Below are 25,646 nucleotides of genomic sequence, written 5' to 3'. Positions count from 1 at the left end.
AGCGGCAGAACTAGCCCGTACGGGGGTTCTTGCCTTGTGAGAACCCCCGTACCGGGTGTTGCTCCTGTCACTCGACTGGGTAGCCTGCGACCGCGTACTGCGTGTGATCGCTGTCATTGGGTAACGATGATCTCTCCCCGTAACCTAAATGCAGCCGAAGGAGTTACTTGGGTTACCCGCAGCGCTAGCCGTGGGACACAGGAGACCGTGAGAGCGCTGTGAACGAGAAGAGCGGTTACACACCGACCAACTACCGGACCATTCGGTCGCGGCTGGCCGGTGTCGTGGTCGTTCCCAGCGTGGTGCTGCTGGTCATGTGGGCCGTTTTCTCCTCGTACACCCTTTTTGACGGTTTCTACATGCGGTCGGTCGCGGCCGGGGTGAAGAGCGCGACGATCCCGTCCGTCGAGGCGCTCGCCGCCCTGCAGAAGGAACGCCAGCTGACCCTGGAGGTCCTCAGCAACGCCGAGGGCGTCGACAAGGGCGGGCTGGGGCGCCAGCGCAGCGTCACCGACGAAGCGGTGCGCAAGATGAAGGACGCGTTCACCGAACTCGCCGAGAGCGCACCCCAGGACACGGTCGACCGGATCAACGCCCTCGACTCCGTGCTGAACGAGCTGCCGCAGCAGCGTTCGCGCATCGACTCGGCTTCGGCGAACCCGCAGGCCCTCTACGACTACTACAACAGCCTCCTCGACTCGGGCGTCGGGCTGCTGTCACGGCAGGCGCGCCTCGTGCCCGACTCGGAGGCGAGCCAGGCCAACGTCCAGGCCGTCACGATCTTCCAGGCCGCCGACTGGCTCTCGCGCGGCGCCACCATCGGGTCGCGCGGGCTGCTCAACGGCAAGTTCACCGCGCCGGAACGGGTCGAGTTCGCCCGTCTGGTCGGCGCCTACCACTCGGGCCTCGACGCCACGATCCCGTTCGCGCTGGAGCAGCCGCGCGTGCAGTACGACGCGCTGCGCGGCAGCACCGAGTACCGGACCCTGCTCGACCTCGAGGGCCGGATCATCAACAGCGACACGACGGTGACCGACGTGCAATGGCGCGGGGTGGCCGCGCCGGTGCACGACAACCTCGTCGGGCTCGCGGTGACGCAGGCGCGCAACGCCGCGGACCTCGGCCTGGACAAGGCCGACAGCCGGGTCGCCGCGGTGCTGATCGGCAGCCTGATCGCGTTGCTCGCGGTCGTCGTCGGCATCGTGCTGGCGTTGCGCATCTCGAACCGGCTCGTGTCACGGGCACTGGTCACGCGGCTGGCGTCGCTGCGGGAGGACACGCTGCGGCTCGCGCAGGAACGGCTGCCGCACATCGTGGCGCGCCTGCGCGGCGGCGAGCAGGTGGACGTCCACCGCGACATGCCGCCGCTGGACTACGGCAACGATGAGATCGGCCAGGTCGCGGACGCGTTCAACGCCGCCCAGTACACGGCGGTCGCGGCGGCGGTGAAGGAGATGCAGGCACGCGAGGGCGTGAACCGGGTCTTCCTCGACATCGCGCACCGCAACCAGGGGCTCGTGCACCGGCAGATCAAGATCCTCGACAAGCTGGAACGCGAGGAGGAGCACCCCGAGCGGCTCGACTCGCTGTTCCAGCTCGACCACCTGGCGACCCGCGCCCGCCGCAACGCGGAGAACCTGATCATCCTCGCCGGCGAGCAGCCCGGCAGGCAGTGGCGCAAACCGGTGCGGCTGAGCGACGTCATCCGCTCCGCCGTCGCCGAGACCGAGCAGTACGTCCGGGTGAGGGTCAACCCGGTGCCCGACCGCGCGCTGGTGGGTGTCGCCGTCGCCGACACCATCCACCTGCTCGCGGAGCTCGTCGACAACGCGACGGCGTTCTCGTCGCCGCGTTCGGAGGTGATCGTCCACTCCAGCGCCGCGCCGCACGGCCTGGTGGTCGAGATCGAGGACCACGGCCTCGGCATGACGCAGGAGGAACGCCTCCAGGCCAACGCGAAGCTCTCCAACCCGCCGGACTTCGAGACGATGGCGTTCCGCGGGGAGTCCCGGCTGGGGCTGTTCGTCGTCGCCAGGCTCGCCGCACGGCGGGGCATCAAGGTGGAGTTGCGCGACTCGCCGTACGGCGGCACGGTCGCGTTGTGCGTGCTGCCGCCGAACATCGTCGCCCCGCACAACACCGCGGGGGACATCACCGAGACCACCCAGATGCCGGTGCAGTCGTTCCACGACGCGCACCACGGCCACGTGGATCACCCGAGCTTCCCCGTGAAGGTGAATCCCGAGGTGCAGGAGGCACTGAACGCAGGGCTGAACGCGCTCGTAGAACCTGATATGAGCACAGTTGCCCCAGCGGCCGTGTCCGCAGCACCGGTGGACGAAGCCACCCCCGCGGCCCCTCCGGCCCAGGACGGGAAGGCACCCCTTCCCCGCAGGAAGAAGCGGCAGAACCTCGCGCCGCAGCTCATGCAGTCCTCGGAGGAGCCGCCGCACGCCGAGCCGGTGACCGGCGAAAGGTCGGCCGAGCGGACCCGTGACGGTTTCGCCGCGTTCCAGCGCGGTACCCGTGACGCCCGGCTGACCGACGACTGGAGATCAGAAGGAGCCCCCTCGTCATGAAGGACAACGCAAGCCAGCACGGCGAACTGAACTGGTTGCTGGAGGACCTGATCCAGCGAGTGGTCGGCGCTCGCCACGCGGTCGTGCTGTCAGCGGACGGACTCCTGCTCGGCCGCTCGGCCGGGCTGTCCCGCGACGACTCGGAGCACCTGTCCGCGATGGCGTCGGCGTTCCAGTCGCTCGCCCGCGGCACCGGACGGCACTTCGGCGGCGGCGCGGTCCGGCAGACCATCGTGGAGATGGAGCACGCCTACCTGTTCGTCACCGCGGCCGGCCACGGGGCCTGCCTGGCGGTGCTGGGTGAGGAGGACGCGGACATGGGGATGATCGCCTACGAGATGAACATGCTGGTCAAGAGGGTGGGCACGTACCTGTCGTCGGCTCCGCGCCAGGAGACGGCGACTGTGCCCTCGGCGCGCGAGTCGCGCTGATGACCGGGCGCGACGACTGGTGGTACGACGAGGCCGCGGGTCCGCTGGTGCGGCCGTACGCGATGGTGCGCGGCCGCACCCGGCCGAACGCGCCCGACCTGCACCTGGTGACGCAGGTCCGAGCTTCCTCGTTTGCGTCCGACCAGACGTCGCTGACGGTCGAACATCGCGAGATCATGGCCCTGTGCGCACGCCCGCTCTCCGTCGCCGAGGTAGCCGCTTACCTCGACGTGCCGCTCGTCGTGGTGAAGGTCCTGCTGTCGGACCTCATCGAGCGTGGTGACGTGCTCGTGCAGAACTCGTCCCCCAAGATTCCCGACAGGGATCTCCTGCAGGCCGTACTGGATGGTGTTCGTGGGATCTGATGGCCAGCTGATCGTGCCGACCGCGGTCAAGATCGTCATCGCCGGCGGGTTCGGCACCGGCAAGACCACGATGGTCGCGTCGGTGTCCGAGATCCCGCCGCTTCGGACCGAGGAACTGCTCACCGAGGCCGGCGTGCACGTCGACGACCTCGCCGGCATCGAGGGCAAGGACACGACCACCGTCGCCCTCGACTTCGGTCGCATCACCATCAACACCAAGGTGGTGCTGTACCTGTTCGGCACGCCCGGCCAGAACAGGTTCTGGTTCATGTGGGACGAGCTGGCCACCGGTGCCATCGGCGCCGTCGTGCTGGTGGACACGCGGCGGCTCGACTCGTCGTTCCCCTCGATCGACTTCTTCGAGCACAGGGGGATCCCGTTCATCGTCGCCGTGAACTGCTTCGACGGGTCGCAGATGTACACGGTGGACGAGGTTCGGCACGCTCTTGACCTGGACGAGGCGATTCCGGTGGTGCTGTGCGACGCGCGGAACCGGGAGTCGTCGAAGGCGGTGCTGGTGGAGCTGATCCAGCACTCGATGAACCGGCTGGCCGCGGTCTGAGCACCCCCGCCGAAAAGCCTCGTCCGACACGCTGAACCACCCCGCGAACCCCACACTTGAGCGTGCCAGACTCAAGTTTTTCAGTGCACGCGGGGACCCCGCGTACTGTCTGACCGCACGCGAGGGCCCCGTGTGCGGTCTGGAACGGGGCCGGGCGGGGTGGGCGTTCGCGTAGGTGAGCAGTGTGGGCGGAAGGCCCGCTCCGGGGAGCGGGCCTTCCGCAAGCCTTACTTGGCGTAGTTGTGGAAACCGCGCCCCGACTTCTTGCCCAGCAGGCCCGCGTCCACCATGCGCAGCAGCAGCGGCGGCGGGGAGTACAGCGGCTCCTTGAACTCGTCGTACATCGACTCGGCGATGGCCTTGGTGGTGTCGAGGCCGATCAGGTCGGTGAGGCGCAGCGGACCCATCGGGTGCGCGCAGCCGAGCACCATGCCGTTGTCGATGTCGTCGGCCGAGGCGAAGCCGGACTCCAGCATGCGGATCGAGGAGAGCAGGTAGGGGATCAGCAGCGCGTTGACCACGAAGCCTGCGCGGTCCTGCGAGCGGATGACCTCCTTGTGCAGGGTGGCGCGCACGAACGCCTCCGCGCGGACCTGCGTGGTGGCGCCGGTCAGCAGGGACGGGACGATCTCCACGAGCTTGAGCACCGGCACCGGGTTGAAGAAGTGCACGCCGATGACCTGCTCGGGACGGCTCGTGGCCATGCCCAGCTTCATGATCGGGATGGACGACGTGTTGGACGCGAAGATGGCGTCCTCGTCCTTCACGACCTTGTCGAGCGAGGCGAAGATCTCGATCTTGACCTGCTCGTTCTCGGCGACCGCCTCGACCACGAACTGCCGGTCGGCGAACTCGCCGATGTCGGTGGTGAACCGGATGCGCCCCAGGGCGCCGTCGCGGTCCTCCTCGCTGAGCTTGCCGGACTTGACGCCCCTGGCGAGCGAGGTGGCGATCCGCCCCTGCGCTGCCTCGGCCGCGCCCGCGTTGACCTCGACGACGATGACGTCGAGGCCGGCACGGGCGCTCACCTCGGCGATCCCGGAGCCCATGAGGCCGGAACCGACGACTCCCACACGTTGAATGTCACTCACGCGACCGATCCTGCCACGAGTGGCTCGACACCAGGTCGCGCAGCGTCTCCTGCACGGTGGCCGCGTAGTCGCCGACCGGCCGGTAGCCGAGCGCGAGGGCGGCGGACGTGTCCAGGACGAAGCCGCGGTGCCACGGGTGGCGGCCTGCCTGGTCGTGATCGAGCAGGATCTCGTGCCACTCGTGCCCGAGGGAGCGCGCGATGATGCGGGAGATCTCCAGGCCGTTCGGGGCGTCCGGGTCGGCGGCGTTCAGCACGCGCGCGCCGGGGTGCAGGGCGGCGGTCTCGATCAGTGCGGCGAGGTTCGCGGCGGCGGTCGGGTGGTCGACGCCCTCGCCGCGTGACGCCAGCACGACGACCTTGTTCCCGGCGAGGATCCGTTCGACGAAGTACCGCTCCAGCGGCCGCCTGTTGCCCGGACCGTGCACTTTGGACGGTCGCAGCACGGTGACCGGCAGGCCGCTGTCGAGCAACGTCCGCTCCGCCGCCACCTTGTTCGGGCCGTATCCCTCGCGGGTGAACGGGTCCGACTCGAGTGGTGCGAGCGTCGGCTGGTCCTCGGTGACCGGGCCGCCGAACCGGGGAGGCTCGGCGGAGTTCGCGTGCCGTCCGCGAGAGTCGACGTACACCGCCTTGGCCGAGATCATCACGACCGAACGTGCCTTGCGCGCCGACGGGAGCAGGGTCCGCGCGTCGGCGGCGGCGTAGCAGAGGCAGTCGACCAGCAGGTCGGCGCCGTCGCCCATCGCGGCAGCCAGTGCGCGCGGGTCGGAACGGTCCACCTCGCTGCCGACCGCGTCCACGTTCCAGCCCGATGCCCGCAAACGCCGAGCGGCGGCACGGCCGATGAGGCCCGTGCCGCCGAGGATCAACGCTCGTCTGCTCACTCGAGCATCAGATCAGAGCCCGAGGCCGAGGCCTTCGGTCAGGCCGCCGACGCCGTCGAGCACGTCGAGGTCGGTGACGCCGCCCAGAACGTTGCCACCCAGCCCGTGACCGCCGAGCACGTCGCCGCCGAGCACGTTGCCGACGGTGCCGTCGACGACGCTGTGGACGGTCTCGTGCACGCCGCTGACCGGCGCGACGTCCGGGACGACCTCGTGGACCACGTCGGTGACGGTCGTGACGTCGGTGGTGACGGCGCCGAGCACGCCGGGCACGCCGTTGACGGAGACGATGTCGGTGACACCGGTGACGGTGCCGAGGACGCCGTGGACGTCGGCCACGCCGCCGACCGTGCCGAGCACGTCGCCGGTACCGGCGAGGCCCGTGACACCGGACAGGTCGGTGACGCCGCCCAGGTCCGTGACGTTGCCGAGGTCGGTGACGCCGCCCAGGTCGCCGAGGCCGGGAACGAGGCCGGTGACGCCGTCGAGGGTGCCCGACACGTCGCCGTGGCCGGACAGGTCGCCGACGAGGCCGTTGACGGCGCCGAGGTTCGCGAGGCCGGTGAGGGCGCTGTAGGACGAGAGGCCGTTGACGTCCGCGATCGAGGCGGCGTCGAGCACCAGCGGGAGGATCTCCTGGACGTCACCGGGGGTGATGTCGCTCAGACCGCACGAGCCGAGCACGCCTTCGGGGTCGAGGTTGAACGCCGAGAGCGCGGTCGGGTCGTTCAGGAGGTTCAGCGCGAACTCCTGCAGCGTGGCCGGCTGGGCCTCCTGCGGCGCGGCCGCGGCGGTGACCTCGGGCGCGGCGGGCTGGACGGGCTGCTGCTGCGGGGTTGCCTGCTGCATCATGGAAGCGGAGCTCCTACGGCGATTCGGGGGATGTCGCCAGGAACCGTATTGAGATCAACATCCCCCATGCATCGGGTGTGATCCCTAGATTTCGGACGGCCGGGGTCCTTAGGGGCCGAAGGTCACCCGTTAGGGGGACGGTTCACTCGTTAGGGGTACCGCGCCCACCCGGACGCAAGAACGGCGGCACGGCCGACGAGGCCCGTGCCGCCGCTCGATTGCCTCAGTCGAGCTCCGCCTCCGCCTTCGCGATGGCCGCGAACTCCTCCTCCGGAGCGTTCGCCACCAGGTGATGACGGCTGTAGAACCAGTAGTAGGCGACAGCCACCAGCACGATGCCCGCCGTCACAGCAGCAGCGACCTCGTCGACGAAGAACGTCGCGATGACCGCCGCCACCGCCAGAACCAGCGCCACGCTCGTGGTCACCACACCGCCGGGAGTCCGGTACGGGCGAGGCAGGTCCGGCGCCGTCTTACGCAGAACGATGTGCGACACCATCATCAGCACGTAGGACAGCGCGGCACCGAACACCGCGATGTTGATGAGCCGAGCCCCGCCCGTCACGGGGTCGACCGACTTCATCACGGTCGCGAGCGCGAACCCGATGGTGCCGGGCACGATCAACGCCAGGTAAGGCGTCTTGCGCTTGCCGGTCTTCGACAGCCAGCGCGGCAGGTATCCCGCGCGCGACAACGCGAACAGCTGCCGCGAGTAGGCGTAGATGATCGAGAAGAACGACGCGACCAGACCCGCCAGGCCGACGTAGTTCACGAGCTGCGCCAGGAACGTGTCCCCGCCGTAGGCCGCGCGCACCGCCTCCGGCAACGGGTTGCCGGACGCCTCCAGCGCCTTCGAACCCGCGCCGCCGGGCGCCACCAGGAGGATCGCCGCCGCGAACACCAGCAGCACGACCATCGCGCCGATGATGCCGCGAGGCATGTCCCGCTTGGGATCCCGTGCTTCCTCCGCCGCCAGCGGCACGCCCTCCACCGCGAGGAAGAACCAGATCGCGAACACGATCGCGCCCCACGCCCCGGTCACACCCATCGGCAGGAACGAGCCGTCGCCGATGTCGAAGAGCTTCGAGGAGTCGAACTTCGGGATCATGCCGCCGACGAACGCGACGAGCGCGACCACGGCGACACCGGTGATCACGAACATCACCCGCAACGCCTCGCCGACGCCGTAGAGGTGGATGCCGACGAAGACGATGTAGCAGACCAGGTACACGGGCCAGGTGGCGTCCAGCAGACCCAGTGCCTTGACGTAGTCGCCGATGAACACCGAGATCGCCGCCGGGGCGATGGCGTACTCGATGAGAATGGCGATACCTGTGGCGTACCCGCCCAACGGGCCGAGCGCGCGCCTCGCGAAACCGTAACCGGCGCCCGCCACAGGGAGCGCCGAAGCCAGTTCGGCGAGACCGAACACCATGCACGTGTACATCGTCGCCATCAGGATCGTGGCGACCAGCATCCCGCCCCAGCCACCCTGGGCGAGGCCGAAGTTCCACCCGGCGAAGTCGCCGGAGATCACGTACGAGACACCCAGCCCGGCCAGCAGGACCCACCCTGCCGCGCCACGTTTGAGCTGCCGGTGCTCCAGGTAGTCGCTGCTCACCTTCTCGTACTCGACGTGCTTGGCCATATGGACTCCTAATAGTCCTTTAAGCGGTGGTTGAGGGTGGCGCTCGTCACCCGGCGGTGTCAAGATGGTGCCGCCAATGGCTCGCAGACATACCTTTGGAGGAACGCGGAGATGCTGACCGTCGAGGAGTTGCGCGCGGCCGTGGAGACCGGTGAGATCGACACCGTCCTGGTCGCGATCGTGGACATGCAGGGCCGCCTGCAGGGCAAGCGGTGCGCTGCCCAGTACTTCCTCGACGACGTTCTCGGGCACTCCGCGGAGGGCTGCAACTACCTGCTCGCGGTCGACGTCGAGATGAACCCGGTCAGCGGCTTCGAGATGTCGAGCTGGGACCGCGGGTACGGCGACTTCGTGATGAAGCCGGACCTGGAGACCCTGCGCCGCGTGCCGTGGCAGGAGGGCACCGCGATGGTCATGTGCGACGTCGTCTGGGAGAACGGCGACCCGGTCGTCGCCTCGCCGCGCCAGGTCCTGCGCAAGCAGCTCGACCGGCTGGCCGCGCTCGGGCTGGACTGCTACGTCGGCACCGAGCTGGAGTTCATCCTCTTCGACGACTCCTACGAACAGGCCTGGAACGCCGGCTACCGCAACCTCACGCCGTCCAACCAGTACAACGTCGACTACTCGCTGCTCGGCACCGCGCGCGTGGAACCGTTGCTGCGGGCCATCCGCAACGGCATGACGGGCGCCGGCCTGACCGTGGAGTCGGCCAAGGGCGAGTGCAACCCCGGCCAGCACGAGATCGCGTTCAAGTACACGACGGCGCTGCGCACGTGCGACCAGCACGCCATCTACAAGAACGGCTCCAAGGAGATCGCGGCACAGCAGGGCAAAGCGCTCACGTTCATGGCGAAGTACAACGAACGCGAGGGCAACTCCTGCCACATCCACCTCTCCTTGCGCTCCAAGGAGGGCGAGCCCGTCTTCGCCGAGGGCCACGGCATGTCCGAGCTGATGAAGCACTTCCTCGCGGGCCAGCTGGCCGGGCTGCGCGAGCTCACCTACTTCCTCGCCCCGAACATCAACTCCTACAAGCGTTTCGTGAAGGGCTCGTTCGCGCCGACCGCCGTCGCGTGGGGACGGGACAACCGCACGTGCGCGCTGCGGGTCGTCGGCCACGGCCACGGGCTGCGGTTCGAGAACCGGGTTCCCGGCGGCGACGTGAACCCGTACCTCGCGGTGGCGGCGCTGATCGCGGCCGGTCTGCACGGTGTGGAGCAGAAGCTGGAGCTGGAGGACGAGTTCGTCGGCAACGCCTACGCGTCCGACCGGCCGACGGTGCCGACGACGCTCAAGGAGTCGGCGGAACTGCTGGCGGGCAGCACGATCGCGCGCGAGGCGTTCGGCGAGGACGTCGTCGCCCACTACCTGAACGCGGCCAAGGTCGAGCTGGACGCGTTCGAGGCGGCGGTCACGGACTGGGAGAAGGTACGCGGGTTTGAGCGCCTCTAAGCCACTCATCGGCATCAGCACCTACCTGGAGCGCACCCGCTTCGGGCTCTGGGACGTGGAAGCGGCGGTGCTCTACCGCGGTTACCTCGACTGCGTGGCCGAGGCGGGCGGCAACCCCGTCATGCTGCCGCCGGTCGGCACCTGGAACGCCGAGAGCATCGCGTTCCTCGACGGCCTGGTGATCGCGGGCGGCGCGGACATCGACCCCGCCGCCTACGGTGCCGAGAGGCACGAGCGGACCGGTGAGCCGAGCCGCGCGCGTGACGACGCCGAGTTCGCGCTCGTCGAGGCAGCGCTCAAGCTCGACCTGCCGGTGCTCGGCGTGTGCCGGGGCATGCAGGTGCTCAACGTGGCGCTCGGCGGCACGCTGCACCAGCACATCGAGGGCCACAACGAGGCTCCCGGGGTGTTCGGGCACACCGACATCGCGGTCGCGCCCGACACCCTGCTGCACGCGGTCCTGGGCGATCGAACGACCGTTCAATGCCATCACCACCAGTCCCTGGACCGGATCGCGGACGGGCTGCGGGTCACCGCGCAGGCACCGGACGGCACGGTCGAGGCCGTGGAACTGGAGGGCGCGCGGTTCGTCGTCGGTGTGCAGTCGCACCCCGAGCAGGACATCGAGGACCTCAGGCTGTTCGAAGCTCTTGTCGACGTTTCAAGGAGAAAAGCGTGACCTTCGACGTCATCAACCCGGCCACCGAGAAGGTCGTGCGGTCCGTGCCGCACACCACCCTCGGTGACACGGACGCGGCGATCGGCCGGGCGCAGAAGGCGTTCGAGAGCTGGCGCAACGTCGCCCCCGGCGATCGCGCCAGGCTGCTGCGGAAGTTCGCGGAGACCGTCGACGCGCACGTCGAGGAGCTGGCGCTGCTGGAGGTCGAGAACTCCGGCCACACCATCGGCAACGCGCGCTGGGAGGCGGGCAACGTCCGCGACGTGCTGCAGTACTACTCGGCCGCGCCGGAACGCCTGTTCGGCAAGCAGATCCCGGTCGCCGGCGGCCTCGACGTCACGTTCCACGAACCGCTCGGCGTCGTCGGCGTGATCGTGCCGTGGAACTTCCCGATGCCCATCGCGGGCTGGGGGTTCGCGCCCGCGCTGGCCGCCGGCAACACCGTCGTGCTCAAGCCGGCCGAGGTGACGCCGCTGACCGCGATCCGGCTCGCCGAGCTGGCGCTGGAGGCGGGCATCCCGGAGGGCGTGTTCCAGGTGCTGCCGGGCAAGGGCAGCGTCGTCGGCAACCGGTTCGTCACGCATCCGTTGGTGCGCAAGGTCGTCTTCACCGGCTCGACCGAGGTCGGCAAGCAGATCATGGCGGGCTGCGCGGACCAGGTGAAGCGGGTGACGCTGGAGCTGGGCGGCAAGTCGGCGAACATCGTCTTCGCGGACTCCGACCTGGAGAAGGCCGCCGCCACGGCGCCGTACGGGGTGTTCGACAACGCCGGGCAGGACTGCTGCGCCCGTTCGCGGATCCTCGTTCAGGCCAGCGTCTACGACAGGTTCATGGAACTGCTGGAGCCCGCGGTCAAGGGCGTGAAGGTCGGCGAGCCCGGCGACGAGGCGACCGAGATGGGCCCGCTCATCACCGCCGCACACCTCGGCAAGGTCGCGTCTTACGTCCCAGACGACACCCACGTCGCGTTCCGCGGGTCGTCGCCGGACGGACCCGGTTTCTGGTTCCCGCCGACGGTCCTGACGCCTCCGGCCGACCACGTGACGGTCACCGAGGAGATCTTCGGACCGGTCGTCGTCGTGCTGCCGTTCACCGACGAGGCAGACGCGATCCGGATCGCGAACGACTCCGAGTACGGCCTGTCCGGGTCGATCTGGACCAACGACGTCAGCCGCGCGATCCGCGTCTCGCGTGCGGTCGAGGCAGGGAACCTGTCGGTGAACTCGCATTCGTCCGTCCGCTACTGGACCCCGTTCGGCGGGGTGAAGCAGTCCGGCCTCGGCCGCGAGCTGGGACCGGACGCGCTCGACTCGTTCACCGAAGTCAAGAACGTCTTCATCGCTACCTGATTCCAGGCGAACCCGAGGAGAACAACAAGATGGTGCAGCGACTCGAAGGCCGCGTGGCCGTCGTGACGGGTGGCGGCAGCGGGATCGGACTCGCGACCGTGCGCAGGTTCGCGAGCGAGGGCGCGAAGGTCGTCGTCGCCGATCTCGACCCCGCGTCGGGCAAGGCGGCCGCGGACGAGGTCGGTGGACTGTTCGTCCAGGTCGACGTGACCGACGAGGAACAGGTCAAAGCGCTGTTCCAGACCACTGTGGACACTTACGGCAAGCTGGACATCGCGTTCAACAACGCCGGTATCTCGCCGCCCGACGACGACTCGATCCTCACCACGGGCATCGAGGCGTGGGAACGCGTGCAGAAGGTGAACCTCACGTCGGTTTATTTGTGTTGCAAGTACGCGCTTCCGCACATGCAGGCCAACGGCAAGGGCTCGATCATCAACACCGCGTCGTTCGTCGCGACGATGGGAGCGGCGACGTCGCAGATCTCCTACACGGCGTCGAAGGGCGGCGTGCTCGCGATGTCGCGTGAGCTCGGTGTGCAGTTCGCGCGCGAGGGCATCCGCGTCAACGCCCTGTCTCCCGGCCCGGTCAACACCCCGCTGTTGCGGGAACTGTTCGCGAAGGACCCGGAGCGGGCCGCGCGGCGTCTCGTCCACGTACCGCTCGGTCGGTTCGCCGAACCTGAGGAAATCGCCGCAGCGGTCGCGTTTCTCGCGTCCGACGACTCGTCGTTCATGACGGCGTCGAACTTCCTCGTGGACGGCGGCATCGCCGGCGCGTACGTGACACCGCTCTAGGGATGATGGAGCACGCGCAGGAGGCGTTGTTCCGCCCGGTGCGGGCGGGCAACGCCTTCGAGGAGACCGTCGAACGGCTCATGCAGTCCATCCGGCTCGGCGTCGTCGCGCCGGGTGAGCGGCTGCCGTCCGAACGGGAGCTCGCCACCCGGCTCGGGGTGAGCCGGGTGACCGTGCGCGAGGCCATCAGGTCGTTGCAGGAGAACCATTACGTCGAGTCTCGAAGGGGTCGTTACGGCGGCACGTTCGTCAACGAGGTGCTCCCGAAGTCCGCTCCCGGCAAGGACTTCGGGGACCTCCACGACGTGCTGACGTTGCGGAAGGTGCTGGAGACGGGCGCGGCGGAGACGGCGGCGGGACGATCCCTGGGGCCCGCCGAACGCCGCGGGCTGCGCGCCCGGCTGGAAGAGGCTTCGACCTCATCGCTTGTGGAATATCGGCGCAAGGACTCGCGGCTGCACCTCGCGATCGCCGAGGCCACCGGGTCCGCCGCCCTCACCGCCGCCGTCGCCGAGTCGCGGATGCGCGCCAACGAGCTGCTGGACCACATCCCCCTGCTCGAACCGAACCTCGCGCACTCCAACGCCCAGCACGAGCGCATCATCGCCTCCATTTTGGACGGAGACCCCGCGACGGCGCGTCAGGCCATGGCCGAGCACCTCGACGGGACCGCGTCGTTGTTGCGCGGATTCTTGGTCTGACCGGTCAGACTCCGGCGAACGCAGCAGTGTGGGAGGGTCATGGTCGTGGACCGGACGGTGTGAAAACGTTTACAAGCAAGAAAGTCGTGTTGTCATGCACATTCCGCATGGAACAACACTTGGCCTAGGGCTTTCGGGCAGTTACCGTCCGAAACCTCGGGGACTTGCAGCGCAAGGAGCTGTTGATGCCAGGGTTGCGCAAGGTGTTTCGCGACGCCATGGGCAGGGTGCACTCACTCCGCGTCTTGTCCGAAGCGGGCATGGTGAGTCTCACGAACATCAGGATGTCCCTGCAGGCGTTGCAGGAGGTCAAGGTCTGGGGGCCGAACGTCACGGCGCTGCGCCGTTCCGTGCGGCTGAATCCGGACGGCGTCGCGATCGTCGACGAACGTGGTTCGGTGACCTACAGACAACTCGACCGGCGTTCCAACGCGATCGCACAGGGATTGCGTTCGCTGGGCGTGCAGCACATGCACGTCGTCGCGCTGATGTGCCGCAATCACCGCGGCATGGTCGAGTCGCTGCTGGCGTGCGCGAAACTCGGTGTGCGCGTGCTGCTGGTGAACACCGGATTCGGCGCACCGGTCGTTTTGGACCTGTTGCAACGTGAACGCGCGTCGCTCGTCATTCACGATGAGGAGTTCACGCCGCTGTTCCAGCAGCTGCCGCCGTCGATCCCGCGCTGGCTCTCCTGGTCGCGCGACGGACTGGACCGCCGCACGCCGACACTGGACCAGCTGGTGGCCAAGGCGCCGCGCGGAGAGCTGGAGCCGCCGCGCGAACCGGGCGTCGTGATCCAGCTGACGTCCGGCACGACCGGCACGCCCAAGGGCACGGCCCGCGAGATCAAGTCGGTGCTGACCGCGTCCGACTTCCTCGACCGCATCCCGATGAGCTCCGGCGAGTCGACGTTCATCGCCGCGCCGATCTTCCACTCCGTCGGCTACTCGCACCTGACGCTCGCGATGTCGCTGGGCTCGCGCGCGGTGCTGCACCGCCGGTTCGACCCGCGCAAGACGCTGTGGTCGGTGCAGGGCCAGCGCTGCACGACGCTGGTGCTGGTGCCGACGATGTTGCAGCGGATCATGGAGCTCGACCGGCACGTGCTCGACTCGTTCGACCTCTCGCACCTGAGGGTCGTGTTCTCCTCGGGCGCGCCGATCTCGCCGGACCTAGTCGAACGCACCCAGGCCGTGCTCGGGCCGGTGCTCTACAACCTCTACGGCTCAACGGAAGTCGCGGTCGCCACCGTCGCCACGCCGGAGGACCTCGCGGCCGCGCCGTCCAGCGTCGGCCTGCCGCCGCACAACTGCGTCGTGCGCATCTACGACGAGGACGGCAACCGCATCACGCGGTCGTTCGTGACGGGCCGGATCTACGTGCGCGGCTCGCTGACCGTCGACCTCTACACGGACGGCTCGCAGAAGGAGTCCATCGACGGGCTCGTCTCGACCGGCGACCTCGGGCACTTCGACCCCAACGGACGCCTGTACTTCGACGGCCGCGAGGACGACATGATCGTGTCCGGCGGCGAGAACGTGTACCCGGTCGAGGTCGAGAACCTGCTCATGACGCACTACCGGGTGCGCGACGCGGCGGTGCTCGGCGTGCCGGATCCCGAGTACGGGCAACGGCTGCGCGCCTTCGTGGTGCCGGTGGCGGGGGCACGGATCGACGTGCGGGAGCTGCGCGAGTTCGTGCGCACCCGGCTGGCCAGGCACAAGGTGCCGCGCGAGGTCGTCGTGGTGCCGCAGCTGCCGCGCAACGCGACGGGCAAGGTGCTGCGGCGCCAGCTCCTGGCGATCAGGCTCGGGCCGCAGCCGCACTGAGCCAGATGGGCGGAACGCACGCCACCGCAGAACGAGGGGGACTAATCCAGCGGGGGCGCGCGTTCCTGGTTTTGGGGAGCGCGCGACTCACGTCGTCGGGGATCGGGTCGCGAGTCGCGCGCTCGGTCGGGTCACCGCTCGAAGCGGTCGCCGCGGTCACCGCGGTCGTTGAACGGGCCGCGCTGCTCGAACCGGTCGCCACCGCGGTCGGGCCCGCGGTCTCCGCGCTCGTACATCCGCACGTGGCCGGGGCCGCCGCGGTGGTCGAGGCGGTTGGCGGCCACCGCTCCCACGATGCCGCCGCCGAGGACCAGTCCCAGCAGGCCCACGGCCACCAGCTGGGTGGCGCGGTGCCCGGCGAAACGCCTCACGCGGCCAGGACCTGCTGGTACGGCCGGTGCGGCGACCGGGGTCCCGGCGGCGGGCGCGGCAGACGGAGCTTCCGCGGCGGATGCGGCCGGCGCGGCGGGTGCTGCCGCCGGGGTCTCGGGGCCGGGTGCCGCCGGTGGCGGCGTGGCCGGGAGTTCGGTGGTGGGCTGCTGGCCAGGAGTGGCCGCGCCACCGGCCGGCAGCGGGGTCGTCGCCTGGCCCGGTGCGGGCTGGGCTGCCCGCGGATCGTTCTCGGACGGCTCCTGCGGTGGAGGCGTCTGTCCCTGCTCGCTCATGTCCTCAACGATGCGCCGTTCGACTGAGCTGGGGCTGACAGCCACCTGTTCGTTTCCTGAAGCCCGCCCGGATCCCTCACGGAGTTCAGCACGGGCCTGGAACCAGCGAAAACGTGCCGCTGGTCGGCATAGGTGGCGCCGAAGAGCTCGTCGTCCAGGACGCCCGTCCACAGGAAGTGCAACGCCGTGCGCGTGCCGTTGCGGGCGTCGCGGCGTGCGTAGTGGTCGCGCAGGTCGGCGTAGAGCAGGCGCAGTTCGTCCCGGTTGGACTCGGTGAGGCGTACCGGGCATTCGACGACCAGGTCGGACATGATCGATGCTCCATTCGGCGGGCCGGGAGACAACAGAGTGCTCGCCCGAGGTGCTCCGACGCATCCGAAAAACCACTCAGAAGTGCGTACGTAGGTATCGCGGCCGGAATCCGCTTGCGCGCACCGGCTTCAATCGGTGCATGGAACTCGTACCTCTGCGCCAGGAGTTCGCGCAGGCCATGGCCGCGGGCGGACCGAACAACGACGAGGTCGACCGCCTGACCGGTACTCACGCGACGTTCACGCTCGAGGATTACGAGGCGTACATCGATCGGACGCTGAACGATCCGAACCGCTACACCCGCGCCATCACGGAGGACGGGAGGTTCCTCGGCGAGATCGTTCTCACGATCAATCCGCACAATCGGTCGGCAGGCCTGCGGATCGCGTTGTGGGACGGGTACGGCAAGGGGTACGGCTCGATCGCCATCAGGCACGTGCTCGACCACGCGTTCAACGAGCGCGGCCTGCACCGGGTCGACCTGGAGGTGTACGACTTCAACGACCGGGCGATCCACGTGTACCGCAAGCTCGGCTTCCGCGAGGAGGGCCGTCTGAGGGACGCCCTGCTCTGGGACGGCGTCTTCCACGACGCGATCGTCATGTCCATCTTGAGCACCGATAACATCTGATCCGAACACCCACTACATCGAACGTAGGAGTCACCGTGTCCGAGTCGCGCCCAGCAGTCGCCCAGAACCCGCCGCGCGTGGTGGTTCCGGCTGGGACGACGGCGGGCACGGCCGTGCGCGAAGCCGGTCTGCCGGGCAAGGGTTCCGACGCGATCGTCGTCGTGCGCGACGCCGAGGGCCACCTGCGCGACCTGTCGTGGACCCCGCAGGTCGACGTCGAGGTCGAGGCCGTCGCGGCCGACACCGAGGACGGCCGCAGCGTCGTGCGCCACTCCGCCGCGCACGTGCTGGCGCAGGCCGTGCAGCAGCAGTTCCCCGAGGCCAAGCTCGGCATCGGCCCGCCCGTGAAGGACGGCTTCTACTACGACTTCCAGGTCGAGAAGCCCTTCACGCCCGAGGACCTGCAGGCGCTCGAGAAGCGCATGAAGCAGATCATCAAGTCCTCGCAGCGGTTCTCGCGCCGGGTCGTCGAGTCGATCGACTCCGCCAAGGCCGAGCTCGCCTCCGAGCCGTTCAAGCTGGAGCTCGTCGACATCAAGAGCGACGTCGACACCAGCGAGGTCATGGAGGTCGGCGGCGGCGAGCTGACGATCTACGACAACCTCGACCCGCGCTCCGGTGAGCAGGTCTGGGGCGACCTGTGCCGCGGCCCGCACGTGCCGACGACCAAGCACATCCCGGCGTTCAAGCTGACCCGCGTGGCCGCCGCGTACTGGCGCGGCAACGAGAACAACCCGCAGCTGCAGCGCATCTACGGCACCGCGTGGGAGTCGCAGGAGGCCCAGGACCTCTACCTGGAGCGCCTGGCCGAGGCCGAGCGCCGCGACCACCGCAAGCTCGGTGTCGAGCTCGACCTGTTCTCGTTCCCCGACGAGATCGGCTCCGGTCTCGTGGTGTTCCACCCCAAGGGCGGCATCATCCGCAAGGCCATGGAGGACTACTCCCGGCAGCGGCACACCGAAGAGGGCTACGAGTTCGTCTACTCGCCGCACATCACCAAGGGCAAGCTGTTCGAGGTCTCCGGTCACCTGGACTGGTACAAGGACGGCATGTACCCGGCGATGCACCTCGACGCCGAGCTCAACGAGGACGGCACGGTCCGCAAGCCCGGCCAGGACTACTACCTCAAGCCGATGAACTGCCCGTTCCACGACCTGATCTTCAAGGCGCGCGGGCGTTCCTACCGCGAGCTGCCGCTGCGCATGTTCGAGTTCGGCGGCGTCTACCGGTACGAGAAGTCCGGTGTGGTGCACGGCCTGACCAGGGTGCGCGGCATGACGCAGGACGACGCGCACATCTTCTGCACCCGCGACCAGGTCCGCGACGAGCTGAAGTCGCTGCTGACGTTCGTGCTGGACCTGCTGCGCGACTACGGCCTGGACGACTTCTACCTGGAGCTCTCGACCAAGAACCCCGAGAAGTACGTGGGTGAGGACGAGATCTGGGAGGAGGCCACCGAGACGCTCGCGTCGGTGGCCCAGGAGTCCGGTCTGGAGCTCGTGCCCGACCCCGGTGGCGCCGCGTTCTACGGCCCGAAGATCTCGGTGCAGTGCCGCGACGCGCTCGGCCGCACCTGGCAGATGTCGACCATCCAGCTGGACTTCAACCTGCCGGAGAAGTTCGAGCTGGAGTACACCGGCCCCGACGGCTCCCGCCAGCGCCCGGTCATGATCCACCGCGCCCTGTTCGGCTCGGTCGAGCGCTTCTTCGGCGTGCTGACCGAGCACTACGCGGGCGCGTTCCCGGCGTGGCTCGCGCCGGTGCAGGTCATGGGCATCCCGGTCACCTCCGAGAACGCCGACCACCTGTTCGCGGTGCGCGAGACGTTGAAGAAGGCCGGCATCCGGGTCGACGTCGACGCCTCGGACGACCGCATGCAGAAGAAGATCCGCAACCACACCATGCAGAAGGTGCCGTTCATGCTCCTGGCCGGTGCCAAGGACGTGGAGGCGAACGCGGTGTCGTTCCGGTTCCGCGACGGCACGCAGATCAACGGCGTGCCGGTGGAGCGGGCCGTCGAGCAGATCGTCGAGTGGGTCGGCCGTCGCGAGAACGCCTCGCCCACGGCGGAACTGCTCTCGTGACGCCTGAGTTCTCCGAGCAGGCCGGTGTGGGGGTCCACGACGCGTTGCAGCGTCTGTGGACCCCGCACCGCCTGTCGTACGTGCAGGGCGCGGGCAAGGCGGACGGGGACGAACCCGCCGGCTGCCCGTTCTGCCGCGTGGTCGAACTGTCCGACGAGGACGGTCTGATCATCGCGCGCGGGGCGGAGGTCTTCGCGTTGCTGAACCTGTACCCGTACAACCCCGGGCACCTGATGGTGCTGCCGTACCGGCACGTGGCGGACTACACCGAGCTGTCCGTCGGCGAGACCGCGGAGCTCGCCGCGTTCACGCAGAAGGCCATGAAGGTCGCCCGGCACGTGGCGGCGCCGCACGGGTTCAACATCGGCATGAACCAGGGCGTCGTCGCCGGCGCCGGGATCGCCGCCCACCTGCACCAGCACGTGGTGCCGCGGTGGGGCGGGGACGCGAACTTCATGCCGGTCATCGGGCACACCAAGGTGCTGCCGCAGCTGCTGGGGGAGACCCGTCAGCTGCTGGCGGACGGCTGGAAGACGGTCGACTGATCGCTTAGCGACACTTATCTGTTGACTTTCGATAGGTCGCTGGGCGACAGTCGGTCCATGCCTCGACTGTTGCTGCCCCTGGTGGGCTGTGTGCTCCTCGTCGCGCTCGGCGTGGGCGCGATCATGTACGCCGACCACGACGACGCCCCCGGTCTCGGCGCCATCGGCTTTGTGCTCATTATCGGCGGCATCGTGCTCGGTGTTCGGTCGGTATTGCGGGCTAAACGCGGCGTTTAGCGGGACGCGCATGATTGAAAGCCGTACTAATTGTTGGACAAAAGAGTGACAAAAACCACTCATGTTGTCCGCACAGGACAATCGGGGCTGTTTCCATGGGGGGCGGAATAGCTTTCGGTTACAACTTTTGGGTGCTTTTCTCCAGTCGATCGAGACGTAACGCCAGCACAAAGCGATTCCAGGTAGGTGAGATCACCCACCTGGAGGTGTCAACTGCGAGTCAAGTCCCCGCCTATGGCCGATCGTCTCACCGTGTGCGAATGGTTACGGTGCGAACATGACCGCACCTGAGCGTTCGCGATTAGCGAGAGAGCGGCTTTCGCGTGAACTACGCCGGTTGCGCACCGAGGCGAAGATGACCGGCACGGCCACCGCCCGTGCCACCGGGATGAGCCAGTCAAAGCTGTCGAAGATCGAGAACGGCATGCTGCTCCCGTCCGTAGCGGATGTGGAGCGTCTCGTGGCGGAACTGGCCGCCGCGAGAGAGACGCGCATCGAACTGGTCGAACTCGCCAGGTCGCTGCACGCGGAGGCGGAAACCCGTCGCGTCGTGCTGCACCGAGGAGCGCACCGCCACCAGCAGACGATCAGCCGCGTGGAGGCGCGGGCCGCGACATCGAGGTTCTTCCAGATAAATCTGGTCCCCGCTTTGTTGCAGTCCGAGCCCTACCTGCGGACCGTGCTGGGGACGATGCCGCATTCGGAGCAGGAGGCCGCGGTGGCCGCCCTGCGCACCCGCCGATCCCGGATGGACGACCTGGCCAAGCAGTTCGTGTTCGTGCTCTCCGAAAGCGCACTGCGCTGGCGGATGGGCTCGGCGGAGCTGATGGCCGAACAGGTGGAACACCTGATCGCGATCCAGCGCCGCCCGAACGTGCGCCTCGGCGTCGTGCCGTGGTCCGCGGACGCGAACGTGGTCGCCCTGCACGGTTTCCACATCTACGACGAGCGTGTCGTCACGGTCAGCGTGCTGACCGGCAACGCCACCATCACCGACCCGCTGGACGTGCGCGAGTACCTCGCGTTGTTCGGGCGGCTGGAGCGGCTGGCGGTGCGAGGGGAGGAGTTGCAGGCGCTGCTGAAGCGCATTGCCGAGGACCATCGCCGGCTCGGCTAGCCTCCGCCGCCTGTCGCTCATCGCACGCGGGGACCTTTCGTACCGACATGCGGTACGAAAGGTCCCCGCGTGCGGTGAGGCGAGGGGTGAGACGGGCGCGTTTCAGCAGTCCAGCTACGCTGCGACCTGCCATGCTGAACATCTTCGCTCGCGCGTCCGTCTCGCGCGTCACCGATCCGATCGGGGCGTGGCTGCTGGCGCGTGGCCTCACGCCCAACGCCGTGACCGTGGCCGGCACGATCGGTGCCGTCGCCAGCGCGCTGTGGTTCATTCCCCGCGGGCAGCTGTTCCTGGGCTGCCTGCTGGTGACGTTCTTCGTGCTGCTCGACCTGATCGACGGCGCCATGGCCCGCGCGCAGGGGCCCACCAAGTTCGGTGCCGTGCTCGACGCCACCTGTGACCGCATCGCGGACGGGGCGTTGTTCGCGGCACTCACCTGGTACGCGTTCGACACCGGTGACCGGTGGACCGCCGCGGCCGGGTTCATCTGCCTGGTGGCCTCGCAGGTCATCTCCTACGTCAAGGCGCGTGCCGACGCGTCCGGTCTCAGCGCGGACGGCGGTCTGGCCGAGCGGGCCGAGCGGTTCATCGTCGCGTTGATCGGTGCCGGCGTGCAGGGGCTGGGTGTGCCGTACCTGATGGCCATCTCGTTGTGGCTGCTCGCGGCCATGACGGTCGTGACCGTGTTGCAGCGGGTCCTCTCCGTCGCGAAGTCGGCGAGGGAGGCCGCGTGAACCTCGCGACCCTCGGATACAGCGCCGGGTGGCGGCTGATCCGCCTGCTGCCGGAGTCGTGGGCGCGCGGGGCGTTCCGCGCGGGCGCCGACTACGCGGCCAAGCGCGGCGGTGCGAGCGTGGAGCAGTTGCGCACCAACCTGCGGAGAGTCGTGCCGCAGGCGGGTGAGGACGAGCTCGACGACCTGGTGCGCGAGTCGTTGCGGTCGTACGCGCGGTACTGGTGCGAGGCGTTCCGGCTGCCGTCGATGGACCTGCGCGCGGCCTACGAGAAGTGCGACTCGCAAGTGTCCGGGGTGGAGAACCTCGACGCGGCGATCAGCAACGGCACCGGCGCGGTCGTGGCGCTGCCGCACAGCGGCAACTGGGACATGGCGGGCGTCTGGCTCGTCGGTCACTCCGGCACGTTCACGACGGTCGCCGAGAGGCTGAAGCCCGAGTCGCTGTACCGCAAGTTCGTGGAGTTCCGCGAGACGCTGGGCTTCGAGGTGCTGCCGCTCAACGGCGGCGACCGTCCACCTGCGACGGTGCTCGCCGAACGCCTGCGTGCCAACAAGGTCGTGTGCCTGCTGGCGGACCGCGACCTGACGTCGACCGGCGTGCCTGTGACGTTCTTCGGCGAGCAGACCCTGATGCCCGCCGGGCCCGCGCACCTGGCCTCCACGACGGGTGCGGCGCTGCTGCCGGTGGGCTGCTGGTTCACCGAGGACGGCTGGCACTTCCGCATCCACCCGCCGATCAAGGTCAGCAACGTCCAGACCGCCACGCAGGCCGTCGCGGACGTGTTCGCCGCCGACATCGCCGCGCACCCTGCCGACTGGCACATGATGCAGAAGCTCTGGCTCGCCGACCTGCCGGAGAAGCGCCGCGCCGCACTGGCCAGGAGGCTCGCTCGGTGAAGGTGGTGGTCAGATGAGGATCGGAATCGTCTGCCCGTACTCCTTGGACGTGCCAGGAGGCGTGCAGGCGCACGTCGTCGACCTCGCGCGCGCACTGATCGGCCTGGGCCACGAGGTGAACGTCCTCGCGCCCGCCGACGACGACCAGGCGCTGCCGTCGTTCGTCACGTCCGCGGGTCGCGCCGTCGCCATCCCGTACAACGGATCCGTGGCGCGGCTGTCGTTCGGCCCTGTCTCGTACGCGCGGGTCCGCCGCTGGATCGACGACCACGAGTTCGACGTCCTGCACCTGCACGAGCCGACCGCGCCCTCGCTGTCGTTCCTGGCACTGGTGGTCGCGGACGGCCCGATCGTCGCCACCTTCCACACCTCGACGCCGCGCTCCAAGATGCTGTCGGCGTTCCAGCCCGTGCTGCAGCCGTTCCTGGAGAAGGTCACCGCCCGCATCGCCGTCTCCGCGCTGGCCCGCCGAGTGCAGGTCGAGCACCTCGGCGGCGACGCGGTGGAGATCCCGAACGGCGTCGACGTCGACTTCTTCGCCTCCGCGTCCACTTTGGACGGCTACCCGCGCGCGGGCGGCACCATCGGCTTCGTCGGCCGCTACGACGAGCCGCGCAAGGGCATGCCGATCCTCTGGGAGGCGTTCGGCCTGATCGCCGACGAGTTCCCGGACCTGCGCCTGCTCGTCGTGGGCCGCGGCGAGGACCCGTTCGACGGCCCGTTCGCCGACCGGGTGGACCTGCTGGGCCAGGTCAGCGACGAGGACAAGGCGAGGATGCTGCGTTCCGTCGACGCCTACGTCGCCCCGAACACCGGCGGCGAGTCGTTCGGCATCATCCTGACCGAGGCCATGTCCGCCGGCACCGCCGTGGTGGCGAGCGACCTGGACGCGTTCCGCCGCGTGCTGGAGGACGGCAAGGCGGGCGCGCTCTTCCCCGTCGGCGACGCCCACGCACTGGCCGACGCGCTGCGTTCGGTGCTGCGCGACTCGGCCCTGCGCGCCGAGTACGTCGACATCGCCTCACAACGGGTGCAGGCGTTCGACTGGTCCGTGGTCGCCTCGCAGGTGCTGCGCGTCTACGAGACCGCCATCGCCGCCGACCCGCGCCGGGTGAGCGAGGCATGACCACAGCGCTCGTCGTAGTAGTCGTGACCTTGCTGCTGGCCGTGTGGATCCTCAGCATCGCGAACCGCCTGGACCGCCTGCACGTCCGCACCGACGCCGCCTGGGCAGCGCTCGACGCCGCCCTCGCCCGCCGAGCCGTCGTGGTCCGCGCACTGCTGGACACCGAACTCTCGGCAGCCGCGTCCCGAGCCGAGTCCGCGCCCCGCGCAGACCGCGAACAGGCGGAGAACGAACTCTCCGGCCTCCTCGGCGCACTCGACCGCAGGACGGTAGCCCCAGCGCTGACCGCCGAACTGGCCGACGCCGAAGAACGCGTGATGCTCGCCCGCCGAGTCCACAACGACGCCGTGCGCGACACCCTCCTGCTACGCCGCCGCCGCGTGGTCCGCTGGCTGAGGCTGGCCGGCACCGCACCGCAGCCGTCGTACTTCGAGATCGCCGAACCCACCACGCCCTCCGACGCCGTGATGCTCAGGCCCCGCCCGTCCGCCCGCGTGGTCCTGACCGACGCGACCGGCCGAGTCCTGCTCTTCCAGGGCTTCGACCCGGCGCGCCCCCAGGAGTCCTTCTGGTTCACGGTCGGCGGCGGCGTCGAGGACGGTGAGGAACTGCGCGACGCGGCCGTCCGCGAGGCGTTCGAGGAGACCGGCCTGAAGCTGGCGCCGGAGTCGTTGGTCGGGCCGATCTGGCGCCGCCGCACGGTTTTCAGCTTTGACGGTGAGACGTTCGACGCGGAGGAGTGGTTCTTCTACGCCTCCGTCGAGGGTGAGCTGACCGTCGACACCTCGGGGTTCAACGACGTCGAGGAGACGACCATCTCCGGGTACCGGTGGTGGAGCGCGGAGGAGCTGGACGCCGCCGAGGACACCGTTTATCCGGTGCAGCTGGCTGAGCTCATCCCCACGCTCACGCCGGAGTGGGACGGCGAGACCCGCACGGTCCGCTGATCGTCAGCCCTCCGGGCTGCGGCGGTAGTGGCAGGCGTTCGCGCCGATCTGCACGACCTGCCCGGACGCGTCCTTCACGTAGTTGGACACGTCCGGTCTCGGCAGGTCGTCAGGCACGCCAATCAGTATGGACCTAAACGGCGGAGATGATCGCCGACCCGTAGGCGTCGCGCGTCTTGTCCTTCTCGTCGTGCATCAGGTACAGCGCGAAGTTGTCCACGCCGATCTCCTTCAGCTCCTGCAACCGCTCGATGTGCGCCGACTCCGGCCCGACGAGGCAGAAGCGGTCCACGATCGCGTCCGGCACGAAGTCGGTGGAACGGTTGCCCGCCTTGCCGTGGTGGGCGTAGTCGTAGCCCTCGCGGTCCTTGATGTAGTCGGTCAGGGCCTTGGGCACGACGCCCGAGTCGCCGTACCGCGCCACGAGGTCCGCGACGTGGTTGCCGACCATGCCGCCGAACCACCGCAGCTGGTCGCGCTGATGACCCAGGTCCGTGCCCACGTAGGCCGGTGCCGCCACGCACATCGTGATGGCTGACGGGTCACGGCCGGCGGCCGTCGCTGCCTCGCGGACGGAGCCGATCGTCCAGCGGGCGATGTCCGGGTCGGCGGTCTGCAGGATGAAGCCGTCGGCCTGCTCGCCGACCATCTTCAGCGCCTTCGGACCGTACGCGGCCATCCACATCTCGAGCTTTCCGTTGCGCACCCACGGAATTTGCACCGCTGTGCCGTGGTGTTCCACGGAACGCCCCTCGGCCAGCTCCTTGATCACGTGCATCGCGTCGCCCAGGGTCGCCAGCGTCGCGGGCTTCTGGCCGATCACGCGGCGGGCCGAGTCGCCCCGGCCGATGCCGCAGACCGTGCGGTTGCCGAACATGTCGTTCAGCGTCGCGAACAGCGATGCCGTCACCGACCAGTCCCTTGTGGACGGATTGGTGACCATCGGGCCGACGATCAGGTCCCGCGTGGCGCTGAGCACCTGCGAGTAGATGACGAACGGTTCCTGCCACAGCACGCAGGAGTCGAACGTCCAGCCGTAGCGGAAGCCGCAGTCCTCGGCCGCGCGGAGGCCTTCCACCACGTCCCGCGCCGGCGGGTCGGTCTGCAGCACTACACCGAAGTCCACGG

General features: G+C 68.9%; 26 protein-coding genes. 19 read left to right on the top strand and 7 right to left on the bottom strand.

All coding sequences use genetic code 11. The features are described from left to right. Nucleotides 1–218 precede the first annotated feature (218 nt). Genes ACSHWB_RS00875 through ACSHWB_RS00860 form a run of 4 tightly spaced genes read left to right on the top strand, consistent with a single transcriptional unit; the run spans nucleotide 219 to nucleotide 3,937 of the window. Complete coding sequence (locus ACSHWB_RS00875) at nucleotides 219–2,579, top strand: nitrate- and nitrite sensing domain-containing protein (protein ID WP_439660167.1); 2,361 nt, start codon at nucleotides 219–221, stop codon at nucleotides 2,577–2,579. Next, a complete protein-coding gene (locus ACSHWB_RS00870; protein WP_093601109.1) occupies nucleotides 2,576–3,010 on the top strand; it encodes a roadblock/LC7 domain-containing protein in 435 nt (144 codons plus the stop codon). Before ACSHWB_RS00875 ends, ACSHWB_RS00870 begins: the two co-directional genes overlap by 4 nt. Further along, entirely contained in the window at nucleotides 3,010–3,375 is a 366-nt protein-coding gene (locus tag ACSHWB_RS00865) for a DUF742 domain-containing protein (RefSeq protein WP_439660166.1), read from the top strand. The genes ACSHWB_RS00870 and ACSHWB_RS00865 overlap by 1 nt, the downstream gene beginning before the upstream one ends. Next, nucleotides 3,356–3,937, top strand: coding sequence for a GTP-binding protein (locus ACSHWB_RS00860; RefSeq protein ID WP_439660165.1), 582 nt, complete (start codon nucleotides 3,356–3,358; stop codon nucleotides 3,935–3,937). The genes ACSHWB_RS00865 and ACSHWB_RS00860 overlap by 20 nt, the downstream gene beginning before the upstream one ends. 227 nt (nucleotides 3,938–4,164) lie before the next feature. On the opposite strand, the gene ACSHWB_RS00855 is transcribed toward ACSHWB_RS00860, so the two are convergent. From ACSHWB_RS00855 to eat, 4 genes are all read right to left on the bottom strand, one after another. Then, entirely contained in the window at nucleotides 4,165–5,028 is an 864-nt protein-coding gene (locus ACSHWB_RS00855; RefSeq protein ID WP_439660164.1) for a 3-hydroxybutyryl-CoA dehydrogenase, read from the bottom strand. Further along, the gene (locus ACSHWB_RS00850) at nucleotides 5,021–5,914 is read right to left on the bottom strand and encodes an NAD-dependent epimerase/dehydratase family protein (protein ID WP_439660163.1); all 894 of its coding nucleotides are present in this window, start codon (nucleotides 5,912–5,914) and stop codon (nucleotides 5,021–5,023) included. The genes ACSHWB_RS00855 and ACSHWB_RS00850 overlap by 8 nt, the downstream gene beginning before the upstream one ends. Before the next feature lie 12 nt (nucleotides 5,915–5,926). Continuing rightward, nucleotides 5,927–6,766: an IniB N-terminal domain-containing protein gene (locus ACSHWB_RS00845; RefSeq protein WP_439660162.1), complete on the bottom strand. Its 840-nt coding sequence runs from the start codon at nucleotides 6,764–6,766 to the stop codon at nucleotides 5,927–5,929. Between the two features lie 223 nt (nucleotides 6,767–6,989). Next, nucleotides 6,990–8,414 (bottom strand): ethanolamine permease, encoded by a 1,425-nt coding sequence (gene eat / locus ACSHWB_RS00840; RefSeq protein WP_439660161.1) that lies wholly within the window; start codon nucleotides 8,412–8,414, stop codon nucleotides 6,990–6,992. A gap of 111 nt (nucleotides 8,415–8,525) precedes the next feature. On the opposite strand from eat, the gene ACSHWB_RS00835 reads away from it, so the two are divergent. From ACSHWB_RS00835 to ACSHWB_RS00810, 6 genes are all read left to right on the top strand, one after another. After that, nucleotides 8,526–9,866, top strand: coding sequence for a glutamine synthetase family protein (locus tag ACSHWB_RS00835; RefSeq protein WP_439660160.1), 1,341 nt, complete (start codon nucleotides 8,526–8,528; stop codon nucleotides 9,864–9,866). Continuing rightward, nucleotides 9,853–10,545, top strand: a complete 693-nt coding sequence (locus tag ACSHWB_RS00830; RefSeq protein WP_439660159.1) for a gamma-glutamyl-gamma-aminobutyrate hydrolase family protein — start codon at nucleotides 9,853–9,855, stop codon at nucleotides 10,543–10,545. Before ACSHWB_RS00835 ends, ACSHWB_RS00830 begins: the two co-directional genes overlap by 14 nt. Continuing rightward, nucleotides 10,542–11,894, top strand: a complete 1,353-nt coding sequence (locus ACSHWB_RS00825) for an aldehyde dehydrogenase family protein (protein ID WP_439660158.1) — start codon at nucleotides 10,542–10,544, stop codon at nucleotides 11,892–11,894. The genes ACSHWB_RS00830 and ACSHWB_RS00825 overlap by 4 nt, the downstream gene beginning before the upstream one ends. Before the next feature lie 29 nt (nucleotides 11,895–11,923). Next, nucleotides 11,924–12,691 carry a 3-oxoacyl-ACP reductase gene (locus tag ACSHWB_RS00820; protein WP_439660157.1) on the top strand — a complete coding sequence of 256 codons (768 nt, stop codon included), beginning with the start codon at nucleotides 11,924–11,926 and terminating at the stop codon, nucleotides 12,689–12,691. A 2-nt stretch (nucleotides 12,692–12,693) separates the two neighbouring features. Then, entirely contained in the window at nucleotides 12,694–13,392 is a 699-nt protein-coding gene (locus ACSHWB_RS00815; RefSeq protein WP_439660156.1) for a FadR/GntR family transcriptional regulator, read from the top strand. 185 nt (nucleotides 13,393–13,577) lie between these two features. Further along, entirely contained in the window at nucleotides 13,578–15,221 is a 1,644-nt protein-coding gene (locus ACSHWB_RS00810) for an AMP-binding protein (protein WP_439660155.1), read from the top strand. 131 nt (nucleotides 15,222–15,352) lie between these two features. On the opposite strand, the gene ACSHWB_RS00805 is transcribed toward ACSHWB_RS00810, so the two are convergent. Beyond that, the gene (locus ACSHWB_RS00805; protein WP_439660154.1) at nucleotides 15,353–15,886 is read right to left on the bottom strand and encodes a hypothetical protein; all 534 of its coding nucleotides are present in this window, start codon (nucleotides 15,884–15,886) and stop codon (nucleotides 15,353–15,355) included. Then, nucleotides 15,883–16,197: a hypothetical protein gene (locus ACSHWB_RS00800; RefSeq protein WP_439660153.1), complete on the bottom strand. Its 315-nt coding sequence runs from the start codon at nucleotides 16,195–16,197 to the stop codon at nucleotides 15,883–15,885. Before ACSHWB_RS00800 ends, ACSHWB_RS00805 begins: the two co-directional genes overlap by 4 nt. Before the next feature lie 140 nt (nucleotides 16,198–16,337). Here ACSHWB_RS00800 and ACSHWB_RS00795 point away from each other — a divergent pair, with 140 nt between their 5' ends. The 9 genes from ACSHWB_RS00795 to ACSHWB_RS00755 all read left to right on the top strand — a co-directional run bounded on the left by ACSHWB_RS00795 (nucleotide 16,338) and on the right by ACSHWB_RS00755 (nucleotide 24,518). Then, nucleotides 16,338–16,829 carry a GNAT family N-acetyltransferase gene (locus ACSHWB_RS00795; RefSeq protein WP_439660152.1) on the top strand — a complete coding sequence of 164 codons (492 nt, stop codon included), beginning with the start codon at nucleotides 16,338–16,340 and terminating at the stop codon, nucleotides 16,827–16,829. 35 nt (nucleotides 16,830–16,864) lie between these two features. Beyond that, nucleotides 16,865–18,913 carry a threonine--tRNA ligase gene (thrS, locus tag ACSHWB_RS00790; RefSeq protein ID WP_439660151.1) on the top strand — a complete coding sequence of 683 codons (2,049 nt, stop codon included), beginning with the start codon at nucleotides 16,865–16,867 and terminating at the stop codon, nucleotides 18,911–18,913. Continuing rightward, the gene (locus ACSHWB_RS00785; protein WP_439660150.1) at nucleotides 18,910–19,458 is read left to right on the top strand and encodes an HIT family protein; all 549 of its coding nucleotides are present in this window, start codon (nucleotides 18,910–18,912) and stop codon (nucleotides 19,456–19,458) included. The genes thrS and ACSHWB_RS00785 overlap by 4 nt, the downstream gene beginning before the upstream one ends. A 57-nt stretch (nucleotides 19,459–19,515) precedes the next feature. After that, nucleotides 19,516–19,695 carry a hypothetical protein gene (locus tag ACSHWB_RS00780; protein ID WP_439660149.1) on the top strand — a complete coding sequence of 60 codons (180 nt, stop codon included), beginning with the start codon at nucleotides 19,516–19,518 and terminating at the stop codon, nucleotides 19,693–19,695. A 277-nt stretch (nucleotides 19,696–19,972) separates the two neighbouring features. Further along, nucleotides 19,973–20,812: a helix-turn-helix domain-containing protein gene (locus tag ACSHWB_RS00775; RefSeq protein ID WP_439660148.1), complete on the top strand. Its 840-nt coding sequence runs from the start codon at nucleotides 19,973–19,975 to the stop codon at nucleotides 20,810–20,812. Nucleotides 20,813–20,943: 131 nt separating this feature from the next. Beyond that, the gene (gene pgsA, locus ACSHWB_RS00770) at nucleotides 20,944–21,546 is read left to right on the top strand and encodes a phosphatidylinositol phosphate synthase (RefSeq protein WP_439660147.1); all 603 of its coding nucleotides are present in this window, start codon (nucleotides 20,944–20,946) and stop codon (nucleotides 21,544–21,546) included. Further along, the gene (locus tag ACSHWB_RS00765) at nucleotides 21,543–22,445 is read left to right on the top strand and encodes a phosphatidylinositol mannoside acyltransferase (RefSeq protein WP_439660146.1); all 903 of its coding nucleotides are present in this window, start codon (nucleotides 21,543–21,545) and stop codon (nucleotides 22,443–22,445) included. The genes pgsA and ACSHWB_RS00765 overlap by 4 nt, the downstream gene beginning before the upstream one ends. Nucleotides 22,446–22,458: 13 nt before the next feature. Continuing rightward, nucleotides 22,459–23,571, top strand: a complete 1,113-nt coding sequence (locus ACSHWB_RS00760; protein ID WP_439660145.1) for a glycosyltransferase family 4 protein — start codon at nucleotides 22,459–22,461, stop codon at nucleotides 23,569–23,571. After that, nucleotides 23,568–24,518: an NUDIX hydrolase gene (locus ACSHWB_RS00755; RefSeq protein WP_439660144.1), complete on the top strand. Its 951-nt coding sequence runs from the start codon at nucleotides 23,568–23,570 to the stop codon at nucleotides 24,516–24,518. Before ACSHWB_RS00760 ends, ACSHWB_RS00755 begins: the two co-directional genes overlap by 4 nt. Before the next feature lie 133 nt (nucleotides 24,519–24,651). On the opposite strand, the gene ACSHWB_RS00750 is transcribed toward ACSHWB_RS00755, so the two are convergent. After that, the gene (locus tag ACSHWB_RS00750; protein WP_439660143.1) at nucleotides 24,652–25,644 is read right to left on the bottom strand and encodes a TIGR03842 family LLM class F420-dependent oxidoreductase; all 993 of its coding nucleotides are present in this window, start codon (nucleotides 25,642–25,644) and stop codon (nucleotides 24,652–24,654) included. Nucleotides 25,645–25,646 lie beyond the last annotated feature (2 nt).

The sequence above is a fragment of the Lentzea sp. HUAS TT2 genome (genome assembly GCF_051853195.1).
Lineage (GTDB): Bacteria > Actinomycetota > Actinomycetes > Mycobacteriales > Pseudonocardiaceae > Lentzea.
This window is presented reverse-complemented; position numbering and strand designations above follow the sequence as displayed.

Coding starts and splice junctions, on each gene's coding strand:
- ACSHWB_RS00755 (WP_439660144.1), top strand. CDS start 23,568: ATGACCACAGCGCTCGTCGTAGTAGTCGTGACCTTGCTGCTGGCCGTG.
- eat (WP_439660161.1), bottom strand. CDS start 8,414: ATGGCCAAGCACGTCGAGTACGAGAAGGTGAGCAGCGACTACCTGGAG.
- ACSHWB_RS00870 (WP_093601109.1), top strand. CDS start 2,576: ATGAAGGACAACGCAAGCCAGCACGGCGAACTGAACTGGTTGCTGGAG.
- ACSHWB_RS00860 (WP_439660165.1), top strand. CDS start 3,356: ATGGTGTTCGTGGGATCTGATGGCCAGCTGATCGTGCCGACCGCGGTC.
- ACSHWB_RS00865 (WP_439660166.1), top strand. CDS start 3,010: ATGACCGGGCGCGACGACTGGTGGTACGACGAGGCCGCGGGTCCGCTG.
- ACSHWB_RS00775 (WP_439660148.1), top strand. CDS start 19,973: ATGACCGCACCTGAGCGTTCGCGATTAGCGAGAGAGCGGCTTTCGCGT.
- ACSHWB_RS00820 (WP_439660157.1), top strand. CDS start 11,924: ATGGTGCAGCGACTCGAAGGCCGCGTGGCCGTCGTGACGGGTGGCGGC.
- ACSHWB_RS00810 (WP_439660155.1), top strand. CDS start 13,578: ATGCCAGGGTTGCGCAAGGTGTTTCGCGACGCCATGGGCAGGGTGCAC.
- ACSHWB_RS00845 (WP_439660162.1), bottom strand. CDS start 6,766: ATGATGCAGCAGGCAACCCCGCAGCAGCAGCCCGTCCAGCCCGCCGCG.
- ACSHWB_RS00815 (WP_439660156.1), top strand. CDS start 12,694: ATGATGGAGCACGCGCAGGAGGCGTTGTTCCGCCCGGTGCGGGCGGGC.
- ACSHWB_RS00805 (WP_439660154.1), bottom strand. CDS start 15,886: ATGAGCGAGCAGGGACAGACGCCTCCACCGCAGGAGCCGTCCGAGAAC.
- ACSHWB_RS00795 (WP_439660152.1), top strand. CDS start 16,338: ATGGAACTCGTACCTCTGCGCCAGGAGTTCGCGCAGGCCATGGCCGCG.
- ACSHWB_RS00760 (WP_439660145.1), top strand. CDS start 22,459: ATGAGGATCGGAATCGTCTGCCCGTACTCCTTGGACGTGCCAGGAGGC.
- ACSHWB_RS00800 (WP_439660153.1), bottom strand. CDS start 16,197: ATGTCCGACCTGGTCGTCGAATGCCCGGTACGCCTCACCGAGTCCAAC.
- pgsA (WP_439660147.1), top strand. CDS start 20,944: ATGCTGAACATCTTCGCTCGCGCGTCCGTCTCGCGCGTCACCGATCCG.
- ACSHWB_RS00780 (WP_439660149.1), top strand. CDS start 19,516: ATGCCTCGACTGTTGCTGCCCCTGGTGGGCTGTGTGCTCCTCGTCGCG.
- ACSHWB_RS00835 (WP_439660160.1), top strand. CDS start 8,526: ATGCTGACCGTCGAGGAGTTGCGCGCGGCCGTGGAGACCGGTGAGATC.